This is a genomic window from Pseudoalteromonas sp. SaAl2 (genome assembly GCF_052947895.1).
In genome coordinates this window covers 107,241-123,609 of sequence record NZ_CM129605.1, presented here as the reverse complement: position 1 = coordinate 123,609, position 16,369 = coordinate 107,241, and the positions used below count along the sequence as shown (strand labels likewise).

The following is a 16,369-nucleotide window of genomic DNA, read 5'->3' as shown; positions in this document are numbered from 1 at the left end:
AATCCTTTAGTTAGGCTCTCCATTTTTCTCAGATATTGCATCATCAATATATTCATTAATTTCATCAATAAGATCTGGCTCTTCTTCTGAAATTAAATTAATCGCTTTGACAGTTTCTTCAGAAATGTTTGCTCTAATTAAACCACCGAAGGATTCTTCTAGAAATGATGAGCCGTAGCCTATAGTACCATCAAGGTTAATAGTGAGTTTAGGATCATGTTTTAACTCTTTAATAATCCACTTTCTGAATTCCTCTCCAGAACCTGTTCCCAGCTTTTTATACCTTGGGCCGGGACATGGAAACCTGTCTTTAACATTTATAGTTTTCATATTATTTCGCCCTCATTAAGAGGTATGCTCCACTCAATAATTGTTCCATTTATAGATGTATTATAGTCATTTATAGTACTCTCAACAGCCTGATTTTGGCCCCTACACTTAAATCTACCACCATTGGAAAATATAGATAAATACCCTTTACCTGTAGATCTAATAACAGACATAACATCTTCCAAGCCCTTTCCTCTGTGTTTTTGCTTTGTCGAAGAATTTTGCAGTGCTGTTGCAGCTTTAATGTAGGCAGAGTCCTTTAAATGGTTAAAGTCTACATTAAACATACCTAACACTTTTCGCAAATTAGAAGGCGATTGGGTATGTGGAAGTGTCGCGGGTATTCCTACCCCTTTATCACATAAAACAACAACTAGTTTACCTTCTCTTACACCAGCAAAAGTCCACCACTTGTTACATGGGCCAGCTACGGGGTAGGCATGTTCTACCGAGTTTGCCATAGCTTCAATAAACCCTCGATATAGTTTCTTCGAATTACTAGTTTGAATCTCTTTAGAAATAGCATCAAGCATTGGTCTAGCTTTACTTGGGTCTGCGCATTCACCTGATGTATGACGCCAAAAATTAACATCATCAAAAGATTCTACAGAACCAACACTTTTTTTGAGAAGACTATAAAAACCAACTTGATTTAATATACTTTTAACCTTTTTTGACTTTGGATGAGAGAAACTAATAGGAGAGCTACCTTTTACAGAGCTTGACGCAATCAGAACTTCGACTTGAGCTAATAATGATAACATCGCTGCTGCTGATATTTTTTCGGTATTATCAAAATTTATAAAAACTCTTCTCTTAGCCCTAAGAATACAGTCGGCAATATTATTTAAAAAAAGATTGGTTATCCTGTAGTTTTTTGCATTGTAATAATCAATCTTTTCAGGGGCGAATAAATTAACTTTTTTATTAGCATGAATAATCGATTTAGCTATACTGCTTTTGCACTTTAACCGCCGCTTAAAGTCAACAGACAGAGCTTTTATCTCTTGAACCTCCCAGTTTTCATGACGGGCATTGTGCATTTCCCGCTTTAAGCGGCTCACTAAGTTTCTACGGGTCCTTTTTAAGTAAATACCTCTGGGTACTTCATTTCCAATACGCATTTATTTCCCTAATTTCACTCATACAAATACTTCTGAAACCCAATAAAGGTTTCTCTAATTGTGCTTATATCTAAATACACAACCCTGTCACTCTTATTGATAATCAGTAGGTGTTGCATAAGCGTGTATTTTATAATCAGACAGTCCATAAGACCCAACTAGAGCTTCACAGTATGCCTCTACAAATATGTCAATACTCTGCCCCGGAACTTCCGCTTCTCTGCGATGTTCTCCACTTGCAGTGCCAGAAAGTTTAACGAAAAATTTCTTATTTTTTTGATCATAAACAAAGTCATTTATTTCTAATTCGTCTACTTCGTCAAAAAACGTATCCGTTTCAGCCATACCAGCAGTTACACCTTCTTCCTGTAATAATTCGTGACTGTTAATGTTTACCTCTTCACCTATCCTATGAGCAAGCGTTTCATCTAAAATAAGCTCATAAGGTAACTTCTCAAATATCAATTCCAAATGGCCTAGCAGCCATTCACTATCTACGTCTTCTAATTCTTCTTCATCTATGATTTCTTGTAATACCACTGATAATGCATCAGACGATATTAATACATATTTGAGTTGTTCCAAGCGGTCATTCTGAAATTTCTTATCTTTTAAAAGGTATTCAAAGCTCTCGTAGCCAAATAGGGCAGCAATACATTTTGCAACACCTTCCAATGACATAACTTTACCATCCAGCTTTATGCTTTCGGACAGTAGAGCCAAGAATAAATAAGCTGAGGGAAATTGATGGGAAGCTAACATTGCGTTCTGTTTTGCCGCACTAATAGCATACTCTCTCTTTTCAGATTCTTTTTGAGCCTGACGCTTTTCAAGCTCAATGTTTGCAGCGGTTTCTTTTGCTTTTGCTTCCTGCAGCCTACTCTTAGCGGCCTCAGCCTCAGCAAGTTTTATTTCAGCTTCACTTTTTTCGATCGCTAAATCGTTTTTTACTTCCTCAGCTAAAAATTCGTTCTCAGGGTTTGCCCTCAAACGAGCTTTATTAAGCTCCCTTTGTTTATTCACCTTATTAATATCTGCTTCGATAGCATATTTGTGTCGCTTCGTATTTATACTATTTAATTTTTCATCTACGAAATGAGCAACCTTTGGTGAGACAAAGATATAAGTAACAGTTAGTAATAGAGGTAGTAAAAGAATATCAAAATTGGTCCACAGTATTGACGGTGAATTAAATACAGCCATTTTTTTAGAGAATAAGTAGACTCGTTCTTCCAGTTTTCCGCTACCCCAAAACAGGATAGATATCCGATCCCAATTGCAAAGACACCAAGATACGATAAATGCACCAACAATAGGATCATTTATTTTTGTCTGAGCATTTCCTCTTATCGAAGTCCATAAATCATCCAAGACTTTCATTATCTTCCTTTTTAATCTTTTACATCTACTTTACGAATTATACCTTAAATAGTTTATTCGACTGTGATAATGAGACGACTTGGAATTCAGGCTTGTCTAGCTCTTTAGGGAGCTTATCTCTCAATATTGGTACTACAAATTGACAGTTAGCATTTATAACTTGATTAGCCAGTCCCTTTATTTGATTATCATCTACAACCTCCATTTGGTCATGCAATATAAAATGGAGAGTAGGTTGTTCAATTTCATCTGCAAATTTAACATACGCTATATCAAATGCTGCAATCTCACCTTTCTTTTTCCCAGTGCCGGTTTGACCATTTAATGAATCAATGTAAAGTTTATAAAACTTTTGCTCGGTGTTGGACTTCTGCTCAAATACGGCACTCATTGCGAATTTTTCACCGTAAAGCTCATTCGATATTTCTGAAAAATATTTGTTAAAAATGGCAACTCGTTCTTGAATCAAATCATCTAATTCAAAAATCGATTTATCTATTAATGACAATTTAAGATCAATTCTTTCAATCGAGCTTTTTGCAGCTATCAACTTGGAATGCTTCTCTTCAAATCTTCCTTTTTGCTCATACTTTTCATTCAGCTTAGCAATTATTTCTTGAAGTTCCTCTAGGATTTCCGCCTTGTTTAGCTTTTCAACCAATGACTTTTCTTTACTGAGATTTAATTGGATCTCTGATGTTATTTGTGAAAGCTGTGAATTAAGATTTGGCAATTCATCAGTTATAAACTGAATTTTTTCTTGTACCATCGCATTGTGGAATTTGACAGTGTCAACATAGCTTTTTTGTAAAGTAGGCAGCAAATTTTTGGCTTGTTCGTACAACTCAAACAAATCATCAAACTGCTCATTGGCTAAACTAGCCTTTAATTCGTCCTTACTCTCAATAACAAGTTCTTTTCTTAACTCAATTTGACTCTGAGACGAGTAAAGCGAATTTAACTTACTTCTTACTTTATTCAACTCCTCCAGATCAGATTCATAATCATGATTGATATTGAAGTCATCTTTTTGTTTTTCTAACCCTTCAATATCTCGCTCAATAATTTTCAAAAACTGCGTTAATTTAGATTCATTAGTTTCTTCTGATAGTCGCGAATATAAACTAGCTTCAAGTTTTCTTTCATCTAATAATGCACGCTTTTTTTCTGCATCAGGGTACTCAATTCCTAACCAAAATAAATAAAGGGCTTCATACTCCTCTAGCTTTCCAAAGCCACCTAATACGCGAACTGTATTTTCTAAGCGTTCAGCTTCATCTCGAATAAATTTCGCTTTCAACTGTTTAAAAGTTGGTTTTTCTCCTTGAAAGCCAAAAACCAATTTTTTTAATTCGTTATCTAAATCTTTTGACTTTACGGTTTCTTCATTTATTTCGAGTATTTTTTCCGCTCTAGATAAAAAGTTTCTACGTATTTCTAATTGTCTCGAAAAAGGATCATCTAAGTCATCTACAAGTTTTAGAGTCACTATTACCTTATTGCTTATTAAAAAGCTTTTTACTTCGGCATTGTTGTTATTTTTAAACTCTTTACTTTGATATATACCTTTATCACTTCCACCTAAGCAATAATTAATAAGGCGAAGAACTGTTGTCTTACCAATATTATTTCCAGTATCCTTAACATTCCCAGTTGATGATTTTGTATCATCAACAATAAAGTTCATTCCTTTATGGAAAGTAATTTCTCGAATAATTTGGTCTTCACTTTCTATTATTAAAGACTTTAAGAACATTTATGGATAACTCCTTGCTCTGACCTAATTAAGTCCAATATAAATAACCAATCAAGAGCCAAAATAAAAAGCTTTATAGAGATTTTTTCCTGCTCTTTTATCTCTTTATACATATCAATAAAGTCCATTGTTCCACCTCCATTTTTTAGCGCCTTAAGAACTTGTGCGCCCAAATAGTAAATTTGGCTATGAGGGTGATTATCCTTGCTTATTATCAACTTGAGGCTCCTCCAAAATCTTACACCTCATAAATCCATCTACCACTATAATCGAAATAGCAAACTCTATTTCTTCATAACTAGCGTCAATAGGGTTATTTGAGCTATCTTCTACAATCTCATGTAACCTTCTTCTAACAGAGTCAATTAACTTGTCAGCGTTCCGTTTTACCGCATCTAAAGATTGGTCGTGTCCCAAAAGTCTGCCTTTAGCTTCTAGGTAAAAGTGTTTTACAGCTCTGAGAATAGAATTCTTTTTCGTGCTGCCTGCTCTTTCTATTTCGGAATATAGTGAGTTTATTTTGCCTTGATAAATCTTATAATTCTCCATAAGAGGTCTATTCGAAACCACACAATTATATTTCAGCTTACTTTCTATGGAAAAAGCATTGTCTACGGGTTCATCTTTAACTTCATCAATATCAGTTGAAGAAATCTTATTAATTACATCAGTAAGTAACGAGGGACGTTTGGATAGTGGCTTTTCGTTTGAAACCCTCGCGGCCATATCATCTTCATGGCTTTTCTTCATGTCCTTTAGAATATCAACAGTGTACACTGCCTCATCATCAGTCTCCCCGTGATGGGGTGGACACAATAGTATTAAATTTTCATAATCTGCTCTTTCGAAATCCGTCATATCTGGATTCCAACGCTCTCCACCTTCATTTGCGGCTTCAATGTGGCATATATTTGAATGTTTCGCAGAGTGTTCATCACTCATTTCCGCTTCACACCCCGGAAAAGAGCATTTGTTTCTTGCTAAACCAAATAAACGTTTTAGTGTTTTGTCCGTGTAAGCTCTAGGCCCAGCCATTTAAATTTTCCATAATTATTAATAACTTATTGATAATGCTTTGTTTAGTGTGGGTCGGCTCACATCAAAGTACTTCGCAACTTCAGCTTTGGTCATCTCAGGGTCAAGCAACATGGCGTGTGCTTTTTTAATATCATCAGGTGTTAGCTTTTGTTTTCTGCCACCCTTACGACCTCTTGCTCTTGCCGCTACTAAACCAGCTTTTGTTCTCTCTGAAATTAATCGTCTTTCAAATTGAGCAATAGAGCCAATCATGTGAAACGCTAATTCGCCAACAGCGGTTGTGGTATCAATGTTTTCATTGAGACTAATAAACTGCACTTGCTCAGACTTGAAACCATCAAGTAGTTCGATTAAGTCCTTCAGGCTTCGCCCCAGTCTATCAAGGCGTTGAACTATAACAACATCATTAGCTCTTAGCGTATCAATCATACGTTCAAGCTCCGGGCGTTGTTTTGATTTTCCACTGCATTTTTCTTGAAAAATTCGCTCACAATCTGCCGCCTTCAAAGCATCTAACTGAGCGCTTTCAGATTGTTCGTCAGTGCTTACTCGTGCATAGCCGATTTTCATCGAAATCCTAAAATAAAGGTAGGTTTACTTTACGTAGATTACTTTACGGATTGTTTTACACTAATACAAGCTAATTGTTGTATTAGATTTGTATTTTTAAGAGTGTAAATTAAACGGTCGTTTTATTTACACCCCCTTTGCTTAGTTGTTTAGTTTTTCAGGTAATGGCTGATTGAGTTGAGCCAACTTCATACCGTGGATGTGTGCGTTGTACTGCCAGACCAAAAACTGCTCTAACAATCTATCATTTTCTTTATTAAGGCGTTGATTTTCTCTTTCCAGCTTTTCTATTTTTGCAGCAGCTACAGCCAGTGAACTTGGCAGCAGCCTCTTCTTTCTTGGTTTCTTACCTGATGCATACTCCTTTACGCTTTTATATGCCTCTTTAATTCGTGAATATTTTTGCAAGGTTTGTCTTGTATGATTGAGCCCTAGTGACTTATGGAGTTCTCTGCATAATTTGTCCCAAGTTAACCTTATGGTTGGATCCCACTCATCTAGGTGCTCAACAATATTCTTAATATCATCATCTGTAAGGTGCTTAGCCATGCTTATAGATCATCCAATATGAAGTCATTAAACTTAAGATCGTCAATAGGGTCATCCTCTTGCCCACCTATTTTTAATGATGATTTTTCAGATAACATTTCTTCAACGCTTATGAGTTCTACGGCAGCGACTTCTGCTTTGCCAGCAAGCAGTCTTTTAAAGTTTTCGATCTTCGGAAGGCGCTTTTTACCATTCGCATCTAGAGCTCTATCTAGATGAGAAATGTCCTCAACATCAGCCAATTTGATTCTGTCTCCATCCTTCACATTCGGGTCTTTTAGCCACTTTATTAGTTCTTTGCATCTCGTAACTGTGACAAGCCTTCTTTCATACCATTGCAGTGCACCATTTACATTTTCATCGACAGCTTTTTTATCACCTGCAAGCAGAACCCTTTCTCGTTTTAGCTTTTCTTCGAGCCTTGCTAATTTCTCCGCGTTACCTTTAAGGCATATATGTTCATTACAGTTGATACAATCTCTGTGTTTTAAACATGGTTGATCAATGTAAGAATGTTTACATTCTCCGAACTCAGTAACATGAATAGCTAGACTCGTTAGGGTGTTATACTCTTGCATAGACCGACTATCACCTTTAGCAATTTGAATTTTGAACAATGCTTTTAATTCATCTGACTTGACAATATCTTGAGATGACTGCTCTTCTAACCAATCGTGATTATACTCTTCTTCTGTTGTGTGGTCGTAATACCTGTTATGTTTTGGATCTGCTCTACCTGCCCATTTAGAGCGAAGTGTATCGCTCATGCCATTGACAGAAGCAATTGTATCTAACAAATGTCGAGGCTGATGCGACCTCAACTCGATGCCTTTCATACCATGTCTTACAAAAACAGACTGAGTTCCTGTCGATAGCTCCCCTGTAACCCGGTTTTTTTTCTTTGTTGGTTTTAAATCCTCGTTAAGCGTTGTGATATCAGGAATCCACAATTCTGTATAAATGGTGGCTCTTGCTTTATCATATTGATTTGCAAAAGCAGCGTAGAGAGATTCTGACCATTTCAGCTTAACTTTGCCTTTCCCTTTTTTAAAAGGGATGTACGGCCAGCCAGAAGGTAAATTGTCACGAACAATTTTATTCAAATCATTTAACGTCACGACATAATCTTTTCGTTCAATATCTTTTCTTCTTAATAATTGATTACCTGAGGTTTGCGACTGTTTTTTATCAAGATGAGAGATATCTAATCCCAATGCTGCTATAGCTTGCTCTTTGCTTAATAACTCATTTTCACCTACCTTGGGGCACAAAGGGTGCCTTGGAAAACAGTCAGACTCTTCAAGTAGTTTGGCAAAGGTTCTAGCGCCTTCAGAAAGTTCTTGTAGCCTTGAAACCGCTGTTTTCACAACTTGATTCATAACACTCGGAATCCATTTGTTTTCATAGCCATACCCTTTCCCCGAAAACCAACGGATGCCTATTTGCTCTTCATCTTCTACTTCATCTTTTGTTTCATTACTGAGCAATAACTCAGAACCGTCGGCTTGAGGCAGAGTTGGACTACTATGAACGCTGGGTTTTGATTCGCTTTTTTTACTATGTATATCGAGGCAATCTGCTTTCAAATAGAGTGGTTCAGATCCTCTTTCAGGTGCTGACATTAACAAACTAAAAGTTGATGTCGTAAAGATATCCCTCTGTGATAATTGCGTTACATCTTTAGAAAATATTTCTGCCATTCCCATAATCGCATTTTCATCTGGCATCTTATTTTCACGATAAGCTTGAGCAGCCTCACCGGTTAGGTCTTTCTTATCTTTGGGTTTGCTAAAAGGATTTTTCCAATCAAAAGGTTTGATCATCTTATGCTCTATCAGAAAGGCTCTCAAATTATTGAGTTTCATTCCTGCTTGGTAAGCTGCGCCTTCACCTAGTTCATTCTTCGCCTCCCGCGCCGCATGGTCAAAATCCTTTGGTAGTAGTTTTTCGATATTGACTGTCTGATAAGACTTGAAGCACGCAGCTTCAATGGAACGTATCGCATAAAAGTGTGCATACATTGAAGCTCCACTTTTAATCTGCTGATATTTTATGTATGCCTTCGCGAATGGCACTATCGATTCGTGTAATCTGTTTTTTGTCTCACGATTCTTACTGCCAACGCCTAGCTTTGTAAAATTACCAATTTTAGGCCAGTAATATGATTGATAATCAATTTCTTCATTTGGTTCTGGAGCCTTTGTCACAAGTTCCATAAAGTCTATAATATTCTTTCTGTACTCATTTTCATGCTTAGGAATGAAAAGCAATATGTTGTCTTCAGCCATTGCCTTTTTCCTCTTCGCATATTTTGATAACTTGTGCGACAGCTAGTATGGCGCTGTCGTTTATTGACACTACTTTCGCATCATTGATGGTATTTGAAAATCTTTCTCTTTCTTCTATCAACCATTTTAAAACGAGGTGATGAGGCGCATCACGCCAAGGTCTGAATTTTGGGCACAAGTAACAAGCAACAGGCGCATAATCAGTACAAAAGCTACTGCTGCCACAGCTACCGACATCACATTTCTTCTCTCTACACGGAATACGTGCAGCTTTTGGGTTTTCTTTACATGCTTCTTGTTCATTAGTTACTATTTTGCCAAGAAAAGCACTAGCATAACGTGATAAAGGATTGTTCATTATCTTCGATATTTGATCTCCTAGCTCAGGGGAGTTCGCAACATAAACACCTACGTGCTGAGTGTCTGTATGATCTAATAATTCAGCAATCGTAATTAAGCCTGCACCTGCTTCTGCTGCTCTTGGTTCCTCCAGAATATCGAAACCTGTATCCCGTCACTTTTAGTGGCTGACCTGTTCGCTCTGAAATAATTCCCAGCTTTTCAATTGTAGATCTGAGTTCAAATGTTAAGTCACTACGCTTCATATGAGGTAATTCAGATTTTAAGTACGCCATTACCTGACTACCTTTCAGAGATTTAATATCCTCAGCAACTTGCTCACCAAAAAAAAGCGGTAACTCTTTAACTTCATCAATTGAGAGCTTTCTACCTATTTTTTGTTCTAAATCTTTAGTAGCTGTTACAATATGTTTGCTTATTACTTGACCGATACTTTGAACTAACGCGAAAGCTTTGAACTGGCTTCTGAACCGTCTTCCTTTGCCTTTTGCCCTTGGGATATTTATTTGATAGATTGGTTGCTTAGTAATTAGTGCTTTTGAGTTTGCAATAAGGTCTTTCACTTTCAGTTGCTTCAGATTTACTGGTCGTCGAAAAGTAGCCGCAAATAGTTGTCCAATAGAATATTCCCTATCTGATATAGTTCCATCAGCATATTTATGATCCAAACTTGCCTTAATCGCTCGAAACTCTAGCTCACTAAACGGACCCGTTTCAGGGTCTTGCGTTAAGACTGGAATACCTTTTTCTGAGCCCTTAAGTGCCCAAGAATTTAATTCTTTCATAAATTCTTCCGGCAAATCAAAGCCCAGATATACTGCTTGCCTAAAGAAGCACCTCAATCTGCTAAGATAATCATCTTTACTTCGCTCTGGACAGCCAGCTCTAAAACTTAATAGCCCATTCAAACATAAGAAAACGCCGGAAGTGCTGTCCTTTATATATTTACCAAGAAGAAATGTCATTGAGGAGGTATATTTAGCTGAGCGGTATTCAGCAAAGTAAATCAATGTCTCTAATATTGCTTTTCTATACTCCGCAGGAAAGCTTTGAACAAGTGTAACATTTATTGTTGTTTCAGAATCGAGATCCCAGCTAGGCTTCAAAATATTAAATTCAAACCCTGCAAATGATAACCTTACATGCTCTTCATTATTTTCTGTTACCTGCTTTAATCTACTTTCTAGATTATTAGATTGATTTTTTAAAACCATATCAGCCCCAATTGTTATCACATTAACAAGTCATCGTCATAAGCTAGACTTTCTTTTAATTCAAAATCTTCGTCCTGAAGATGTAATGCAAATTCCATCGCTCTCTTTGTGTCATGACGAGAAGAATACACAAGTGACATTGTCGAACCTTTAGCCCAGCCCATTAAATGACAACGATCTGCTTCTGATTTTTCTTCAGTCGTTTTACCATGCTCGATAAGCTTGTCGGCTGACTCACTATATCTGTCATTCCAAGTGTGTCTTAAACGATGAGGATTAAGTTTAAAACCAAGAATATTCTCAAGCTCTCTAAACACTTTCTCTGCACCACTGATTGAGAGAGGTAATGTCTTATTATTTCTCATTCGATGTGATATGAATAAAAATGAACAATAAGCTGAGCCTTGAACATATGAACGATGGTCAAGAATATATGTGTCTAAAATGCTTTTAAGCTGTGGCGAAAGAGCTAATGCTCGACTATTTGTTTTAACCTTTGGCTGTTTTATACGTGGATCATCTAAATCACCAGCGTTTCGCTTTATTACTAAATAATTTTTACCCTTTCTTACAATCAAATCTTCTAACTTGATGTTAAGCGCCTCACCAATCCTTACCCCGAGAACATATAAAGTCATTGCTAACGCGTAATTGCGATATCTTACTCCCTCAGTAGTCCATGGTGTATTAGGGTAGTCGGGTCTAACTCTATCTAAAAATATACTTCTCTGTTCTTTACTTAAGGATTTGAACCCTAGTTGTTCGTGAATTTCACTATAAGTGTACCCTTCGCTTTTATCTGGTCGTTCATCAAAAAAATACTCTTCACTTTTGCTGTTTCCGTAAGGGTAATGATACTTCTCAAGCCAGTTAACATATCTCCCAAAAACAGACAGTCTGTTGTATTTAGTTTGCCAGAAAACCATATTCTCTTGCTTTTCAACTCTAATCACATGTCTAGCTGTTTCTAACCGTTGAGGCTTGTGACAATTTATAGGAATAGCACTGGTTTCATTTATTAATTTTGCTCTAGCAGCTTGTTGAGTGATGCCTGCGTAATAGGCTATATTTTTTATTTCTTGCTGTGATAAGAAGCTTCCACTCTCGCACCTTCTTTCAATATTAATCTTAAGCCGTTCGCTGATTTCGTAAAAATACGCAATGTGTTCAATTGCTTTTTTACAAGAACCTGATGACTGATCACCATTTCTGTACAGTGCTGTAATAAATAAATTTGGATAAAGCAAAGGTAAGCCATCATCTTCTAACAAGATAGCCAACCTCTCTCCACTAGCCGCAACAAATAATTTTGATTTCATACAATTTGCGAAGCTTTCTTCTTACTTGATTTAATTTTATTTAACATGGCCTGCTTCTCCGAAATTCATATTTACTTTTTATAAGGTAATACATCTTATGATTTAATCAACACCCAAAAAGTATACTTTTAAGCGACTCACCACAAAAAAATAATTAACACACAAAAAAGATATTTTTAAAAATTCAAACTATTGATTTAAAACATATCTTTATTTGGTAGAAATACAAAGTACCAAACCAGTATTCCATCTGGTTATTAAAAAGAATAAATCCAGCAAAAAAAATATAAAGCTCACATTTAAACCACCATAAGTAATGAAGAAATCAGGTACGATATAAAAAAAAAGCAGGAATATTATTTTTTTCAAATGAAATCAATAAGGTAATTAAATTTAGAAAAATAAAACTCCCTATCACTTCCGATAATTTCTTTTTCAAAAACAATATACTTATTGAAATTTTAAAGTTTGAGCCAAGAGTTGAGTCATAGAGTAGCCACATGTAAGGCAAGTAAAAAATGAAAAAACGTAAATCTAAACTTAGTCACTATGGCTTCATGGAAGTCATATCAAATGCATGAGCTATAATAAAATCGCGCCCTCAAGAAGTGATTAATTTCATACATACCGGCGTCGCAACTAATATTTGCCAACTCGATAGATTGCGATATTGATTTAATAGCGAAAACCTTGAATACGACAAAAGAAAGTTAATTTCTAATAGTCGTACTCGCTTGTATAAACTGCTCTCAGAAAGCACAGTTGAGATCACAAGGTTATCTACGATTAGTGTGAAGCACTTTGCTGATTTGAAAAATTGGAATGACTGGTTAGTGAACGCATATACAATTTAATGACCAAATTCCTGGTTCAGTGATTGGCTCAACCCAAGGTAGAGAATTAATTAAGCAAAATATATGCTTTAAAGTATAGCTTCACTGCTTAATTTATAACCTCCAACTTTATGAAAATTTTTAATTTAAATCATTAGTAAAAATCATTTAATATAGAACCCACCTGAGCCCTCAACTTGTTACGACACCTCAGCACATAAAATCCCTTTCACTTCTCGTTATATGATTACAAAGGGAAACTGACTTTATAATTAGCGGACAACTATAAAGTTTCATACTAATTCATCCAAAAGTGTTTAGCTAATAACCAGATTTAAGTACCTCATTAACCTCTTTGTCATACAAGTCATGTAGCTGAATTATCAAGTCAGCCTTTTTTCGAAGAAATGCACGCCTGTTATGTAATAGATCACAAGCTGGTTTCATTGTTTCTTTTAACTGCTTACAATTTCCATATAGATTTGCGTATCTTTCTAAAGCACCGTCACACGATAACATCTCAGAGCGACAGATATTTTCTTGCCACTTACAATCTTTCATAAACTGAATTTTCAATTTGGCTGTGGTAAATGATTCTGCATGTCCGCTATGGAATAAAGCAGTCTTCACGTATTCCTTTGTACCATCGTCTAATGTTGCCAACTCGTTTAGCAAGCCTTTCTTAGTCAACTTAATTAAATGACGTGATACTTTTTTTTGTATTTCTGGAATTGTGAAATGCTCGACCCTAGCAAAACAGCAAAAACCAATACTAATTTCTCTGGGAGTAAACTTATCTAAGTTACTCATACTAATAACAGTGTCAAAAAATGACTCAAAACTTAAATCCACAACCCTCACCATGCAATTTAGTACATATTTAATGCATGATAATACATATGACGTTCTATAACAATATGTGATCATTTAATATTTAGTATTCGGATCAAAGCTAGATGCGGCCAGTAATCAAAATCATAGGTAAAAACATAAAGCTAGCTCGTTTAAAAAAAGATTGGAGTCAAGCTGAGCTAGCACACCATTTAAATGTTGAACAAAGTTATATTAGTAGAATAGAGTCAGGATCTATAGCAATTTCATGTGAGAGGATATATGAAATTATCCAGCTGCTGGATTGTGAATCAACAGATATTTTCCCGCTAATATCAACTGTGAGAAATAGTTAAAAACTACATTAAAAATTAACAGAACTCTTAGTATGTGTAAAAGTTAAAATATCATATAAAAAAAGTTTACAAACTATTTCAATAGTTATGTAAACTTTTATTCTTATACATTGATTTTACTGTATTACTTAGCAAATCTTTACAAAACCACCCCTTTAGTACGGGCTAAAAAGGGATGTCGTCATCAAAATCAATAGGTGGTTCCATTGGGTTTGATGCGCCGCCTTGTGGTGCATTTTGCGGTTTAGGAGCAAATCCACCTTGCTGTGGTGCATTGCTGCTTTGTTGCTGGTTATAACCGCCACCTGATTGATATTGATTATTTTGCTGAGGTGCAGCTGCTGGTTGCTGGCGTGCCGCTGGAGCTTGCTGTGGCGCACTTTGCTGTTGGCCGTAACCACTACTTTGTTGCGGTGCACTTTGCTGTTGACCATAACCGCCACCTTGTTGTGGTGCGCTTTGCTGTTGACCATAACCGCCTTGTGATTGACCACCTTGGCTTTGCGACTGTTGTTGGCCGCCTTGGTAACCACCACCTTGTTGGTCGCCACCACGGGCACCTAACATTTGCATTTGACCAGTAAAGCCATCTACAACGATTTCTGTGGTGTATTTTTCTTGGCCTTGTTGATCAGTCCACTTACGTGTTTGAAGTTTGCCTTCAACGTAAATTTGCGAACCTTTACGGCAGTATTCACCCACGATTTCAGCTAACTTGCCAAAAAACACCACGCGATGCCATTCAGTTTTATCGACCATTTGGCCGGTGTTTTTATCTTTGTAGCTATCTGAAGTAGCTAAAGTAATGTTTGCTACACCATTGCCATTAGGCATATAACGTACTTCTGGATCTTGACCTAAATTACCAACCAAGATTACTTTATTAACACCGCGTGCCATGGACCTTTCTCCTATTTACGTTAGCTTAAACCAGCCACTTTACGGGCTTGGTCTAGGTCAAATTCTTTATCATTAATCTTTAAATAGCTGCGATTTTCTTCGCACACTACAGTTGCTTCTAATACACCTGGTAAAGCAACTAATTTAGAGGCAAGCGCTTGTGCTTGCTGCTCTGAACTTAATTCTGTCATTAAGCTAATCATTTTACTTCTAGGCGGGACTTGCATTTGCCAAGCAAGGATAAGCCATATTACCCCAACAAGTGCAGCCGCGGCAAACACTGCTTGCGGGCTTGTCGATTGCGCAACGTAACCCCCTAAAATACCACCTAAAAATGCACCAAAAAATTGTCCTGACGAAAATACGCCCATCGCCGAGCCTTTTTGGTTAGCCGGTGCTAAACGCGATACCAGTGCTGGCATAGTGGCTTCTAAAAAGTTAAAAGCAACAAAGTAAGCGAGCATACACAGCGCCATACCTATAACTGAATTAACACCTGCTGCAAGTGCTACCATGCTTAGTACCAATATAGCAACAGAGCCTAAAAAAGCCTGCTTTTCTTTTTCTTTACGGATAGCAATGATCATCACCGGTGCCATCAGTAAAAAGGCCAGTATTAATACCGGAATATACACTTGCCAATGTGCTTCTGCAGCCAAACCTTTAGCAATAAGCTGCCCTGGTAAAGCGACAAAAATAGTTGTAAGCGTTAGGTGCAGCAACATAACACCGATATCTAAACGTGCTAATTGCGGGTGTTTCACCAATTTTTTTATGTCACTAAAGCTTGCTAGCGTATCACCACGAGGAGCCTTATTAACTGCTTTTGGTACTAAAAATAGCACGATAAACATACCTAATATTGCCAGTGCAGCTGTTAACCAAAATATACCGGCAATCCCCCAAGAAGCAGCGACCATTGGCCCAAGTAGCATAGCAAAAGCAAAGCTCATACCGATACTCATACCTATGACAGCCATTACTTTTGGTCTTTGTTCATCTCGACTTAAATCAGAAGCAAATGCTAATAGAGAGCTTGCTATTGCCCCCATACCTTGTAAGGCCCGTCCTAACGTAACCATTTGCATTGAGTCTGCAGTGGCGGCGATTACTGAGCCTAAAGCAAATACACTTAGGCCAGCAATTATCACTTTTTTACGGCCTATTTTATCAGACAGCCAGCCCATAGGGATTTGCAATATAGCTTGCGTTAAACCATAAGCGCCAATCGCGATACCTATCCATAGCGGTGAAAAACCTGAAAGCTCTTGGCCATAAATCGCCAATACGGGCATCAGCATAAATAAGCCAAGCATACGAAATGCAAACACGCTGGCCAGTGATACTGCGGCGCGTTTTTCTCGAGAGTTGAGTGAAGAAGCTGTCATGATTCCCGTGTTCTTGCTGTCTATTAGAATTCGAGCAGGGATTCTACCACAAGCTTAATAAGAAATAATCGCCCTAAAGCGATGATTTTTTCATTGATCAAGGATTAATCTTGTTGCGTATTATGAGATACTC

At 37.0% G+C, this 16,369-nt stretch carries 16 protein-coding genes; 1 reads left to right on the top strand and 15 read right to left on the bottom strand.

The window, feature by feature from the left end:
- Nucleotides 1–6 precede the first annotated feature (6 nt).
- From ACU8V8_RS00580 to ACU8V8_RS00520, 13 genes are all read right to left on the bottom strand, one after another.
- Entirely contained in the window at nt 7–330 is a 324-nt protein-coding gene (locus ACU8V8_RS00580) for an STAS-like domain-containing protein (RefSeq protein WP_446888473.1), read from the bottom strand.
- Nucleotides 327–1,373: a hypothetical protein gene (locus ACU8V8_RS00575; protein WP_446888472.1), complete on the bottom strand. Its 1,047-nt coding sequence runs from the start codon at nt 1,371–1,373 to the stop codon at nt 327–329. The genes ACU8V8_RS00580 and ACU8V8_RS00575 overlap by 4 nt, the downstream gene beginning before the upstream one ends.
- A gap of 174 nt (nt 1,374–1,547) precedes the next feature.
- Complete coding sequence (locus tag ACU8V8_RS00570) at nt 1,548–2,834, bottom strand: hypothetical protein (protein ID WP_446888471.1); 1,287 nt, start codon at nt 2,832–2,834, stop codon at nt 1,548–1,550.
- A gap of 37 nt (nt 2,835–2,871) precedes the next feature.
- Nucleotides 2,872–4,590: a DUF2326 domain-containing protein gene (locus tag ACU8V8_RS00565; RefSeq protein WP_446888470.1), complete on the bottom strand. Its 1,719-nt coding sequence runs from the start codon at nt 4,588–4,590 to the stop codon at nt 2,872–2,874.
- Complete coding sequence (locus ACU8V8_RS00560; protein WP_446888469.1) at nt 4,581–4,808, bottom strand: ABC-three component system middle component 6; 228 nt, start codon at nt 4,806–4,808, stop codon at nt 4,581–4,583. The genes ACU8V8_RS00565 and ACU8V8_RS00560 overlap by 10 nt, the downstream gene beginning before the upstream one ends.
- Entirely contained in the window at nt 4,789–5,625 is an 837-nt protein-coding gene (locus ACU8V8_RS00555; protein ID WP_446888468.1) for an ABC-three component system protein, read from the bottom strand. Before ACU8V8_RS00555 ends, ACU8V8_RS00560 begins: the two co-directional genes overlap by 20 nt.
- Nucleotides 5,626–5,643: 18 nt before the next feature.
- Complete coding sequence (locus ACU8V8_RS00550) at nt 5,644–6,198, bottom strand: recombinase family protein (RefSeq protein ID WP_446888467.1); 555 nt, start codon at nt 6,196–6,198, stop codon at nt 5,644–5,646.
- A 141-nt stretch (nt 6,199–6,339) separates the two neighbouring features.
- Nucleotides 6,340–6,747 carry a hypothetical protein gene (locus ACU8V8_RS00545; protein WP_446888466.1) on the bottom strand — a complete coding sequence of 136 codons (408 nt, stop codon included), beginning with the start codon at nt 6,745–6,747 and terminating at the stop codon, nt 6,340–6,342.
- Nucleotides 6,748–6,749: 2 nt separating this feature from the next.
- Nucleotides 6,750–9,035 (bottom strand): integrase, encoded by a 2,286-nt coding sequence (locus tag ACU8V8_RS00540; protein WP_446888465.1) that lies wholly within the window; start codon nt 9,033–9,035, stop codon nt 6,750–6,752.
- Nucleotides 9,028–9,393 carry a hypothetical protein gene (locus tag ACU8V8_RS00535; protein ID WP_446888464.1) on the bottom strand — a complete coding sequence of 122 codons (366 nt, stop codon included), beginning with the start codon at nt 9,391–9,393 and terminating at the stop codon, nt 9,028–9,030. The genes ACU8V8_RS00540 and ACU8V8_RS00535 overlap by 8 nt, the downstream gene beginning before the upstream one ends.
- 82 nt (nt 9,394–9,475) lie before the next feature.
- Entirely contained in the window at nt 9,476–10,609 is a 1,134-nt protein-coding gene (locus tag ACU8V8_RS00530; protein WP_446888463.1) for a hypothetical protein, read from the bottom strand.
- A gap of 17 nt (nt 10,610–10,626) precedes the next feature.
- Complete coding sequence (locus ACU8V8_RS00525) at nt 10,627–11,928, bottom strand: tyrosine-type recombinase/integrase (RefSeq protein ID WP_446888462.1); 1,302 nt, start codon at nt 11,926–11,928, stop codon at nt 10,627–10,629.
- A 1,154-nt stretch (nt 11,929–13,082) separates the two neighbouring features.
- The gene (locus tag ACU8V8_RS00520) at nt 13,083–13,613 is read right to left on the bottom strand and encodes a hypothetical protein (RefSeq protein ID WP_446888461.1); all 531 of its coding nucleotides are present in this window, start codon (nt 13,611–13,613) and stop codon (nt 13,083–13,085) included.
- A 104-nt stretch (nt 13,614–13,717) separates the two neighbouring features.
- On the opposite strand from ACU8V8_RS00520, the gene ACU8V8_RS00515 reads away from it, so the two are divergent.
- Nucleotides 13,718–13,948, top strand: a complete 231-nt coding sequence (locus tag ACU8V8_RS00515; protein ID WP_446888460.1) for a helix-turn-helix domain-containing protein — start codon at nt 13,718–13,720, stop codon at nt 13,946–13,948.
- 165 nt (nt 13,949–14,113) lie between these two features.
- Here ACU8V8_RS00515 and ssb read toward each other — a convergent pair whose 3' ends face one another.
- Nucleotides 14,114–14,848, bottom strand: a complete 735-nt coding sequence (ssb, locus tag ACU8V8_RS00510) for a single-stranded DNA-binding protein (RefSeq protein WP_446888459.1) — start codon at nt 14,846–14,848, stop codon at nt 14,114–14,116.
- A 20-nt stretch (nt 14,849–14,868) separates the two neighbouring features.
- A complete protein-coding gene (locus ACU8V8_RS00505; RefSeq protein WP_446888458.1) occupies nt 14,869–16,236 on the bottom strand; it encodes an MFS transporter in 1,368 nt (455 codons plus the stop codon).
- Nucleotides 16,237–16,369: the final 133 nt, after the last annotated feature.

Coding starts and splice junctions, on each gene's coding strand:
- ACU8V8_RS00580 (WP_446888473.1), bottom strand. CDS start 330: ATGAAAACTATAAATGTTAAAGACAGGTTTCCATGTCCCGGCCCAAGG.
- ACU8V8_RS00575 (WP_446888472.1), bottom strand. CDS start 1,373: ATGCACAATGCCCGTCATGAAAACTGGGAGGTTCAAGAGATAAAAGCT.
- ACU8V8_RS00570 (WP_446888471.1), bottom strand. CDS start 2,834: ATGAAAGTCTTGGATGATTTATGGACTTCGATAAGAGGAAATGCTCAG.
- ACU8V8_RS00565 (WP_446888470.1), bottom strand. CDS start 4,590: ATGTTCTTAAAGTCTTTAATAATAGAAAGTGAAGACCAAATTATTCGA.
- ACU8V8_RS00555 (WP_446888468.1), bottom strand. CDS start 5,625: ATGGCTGGGCCTAGAGCTTACACGGACAAAACACTAAAACGTTTATTT.
- ACU8V8_RS00550 (WP_446888467.1), bottom strand. CDS start 6,198: ATGAAAATCGGCTATGCACGAGTAAGCACTGACGAACAATCTGAAAGC.
- ACU8V8_RS00545 (WP_446888466.1), bottom strand. CDS start 6,747: ATGGCTAAGCACCTTACAGATGATGATATTAAGAATATTGTTGAGCAC.
- ACU8V8_RS00540 (WP_446888465.1), bottom strand. CDS start 9,035: ATGGCTGAAGACAACATATTGCTTTTCATTCCTAAGCATGAAAATGAG.
- ACU8V8_RS00535 (WP_446888464.1), bottom strand. CDS start 9,393: ATGAACAATCCTTTATCACGTTATGCTAGTGCTTTTCTTGGCAAAATA.
- ACU8V8_RS00530 (WP_446888463.1), bottom strand. CDS start 10,609: ATGGTTTTAAAAAATCAATCTAATAATCTAGAAAGTAGATTAAAGCAG.
- ACU8V8_RS00525 (WP_446888462.1), bottom strand. CDS start 11,928: ATGAAATCAAAATTATTTGTTGCGGCTAGTGGAGAGAGGTTGGCTATC.
- ACU8V8_RS00515 (WP_446888460.1), top strand. CDS start 13,718: ATGCGGCCAGTAATCAAAATCATAGGTAAAAACATAAAGCTAGCTCGT.
- ssb (WP_446888459.1), bottom strand. CDS start 14,848: ATGGCACGCGGTGTTAATAAAGTAATCTTGGTTGGTAATTTAGGTCAA.
- ACU8V8_RS00505 (WP_446888458.1), bottom strand. CDS start 16,236: ATGACAGCTTCTTCACTCAACTCTCGAGAAAAACGCGCCGCAGTATCA.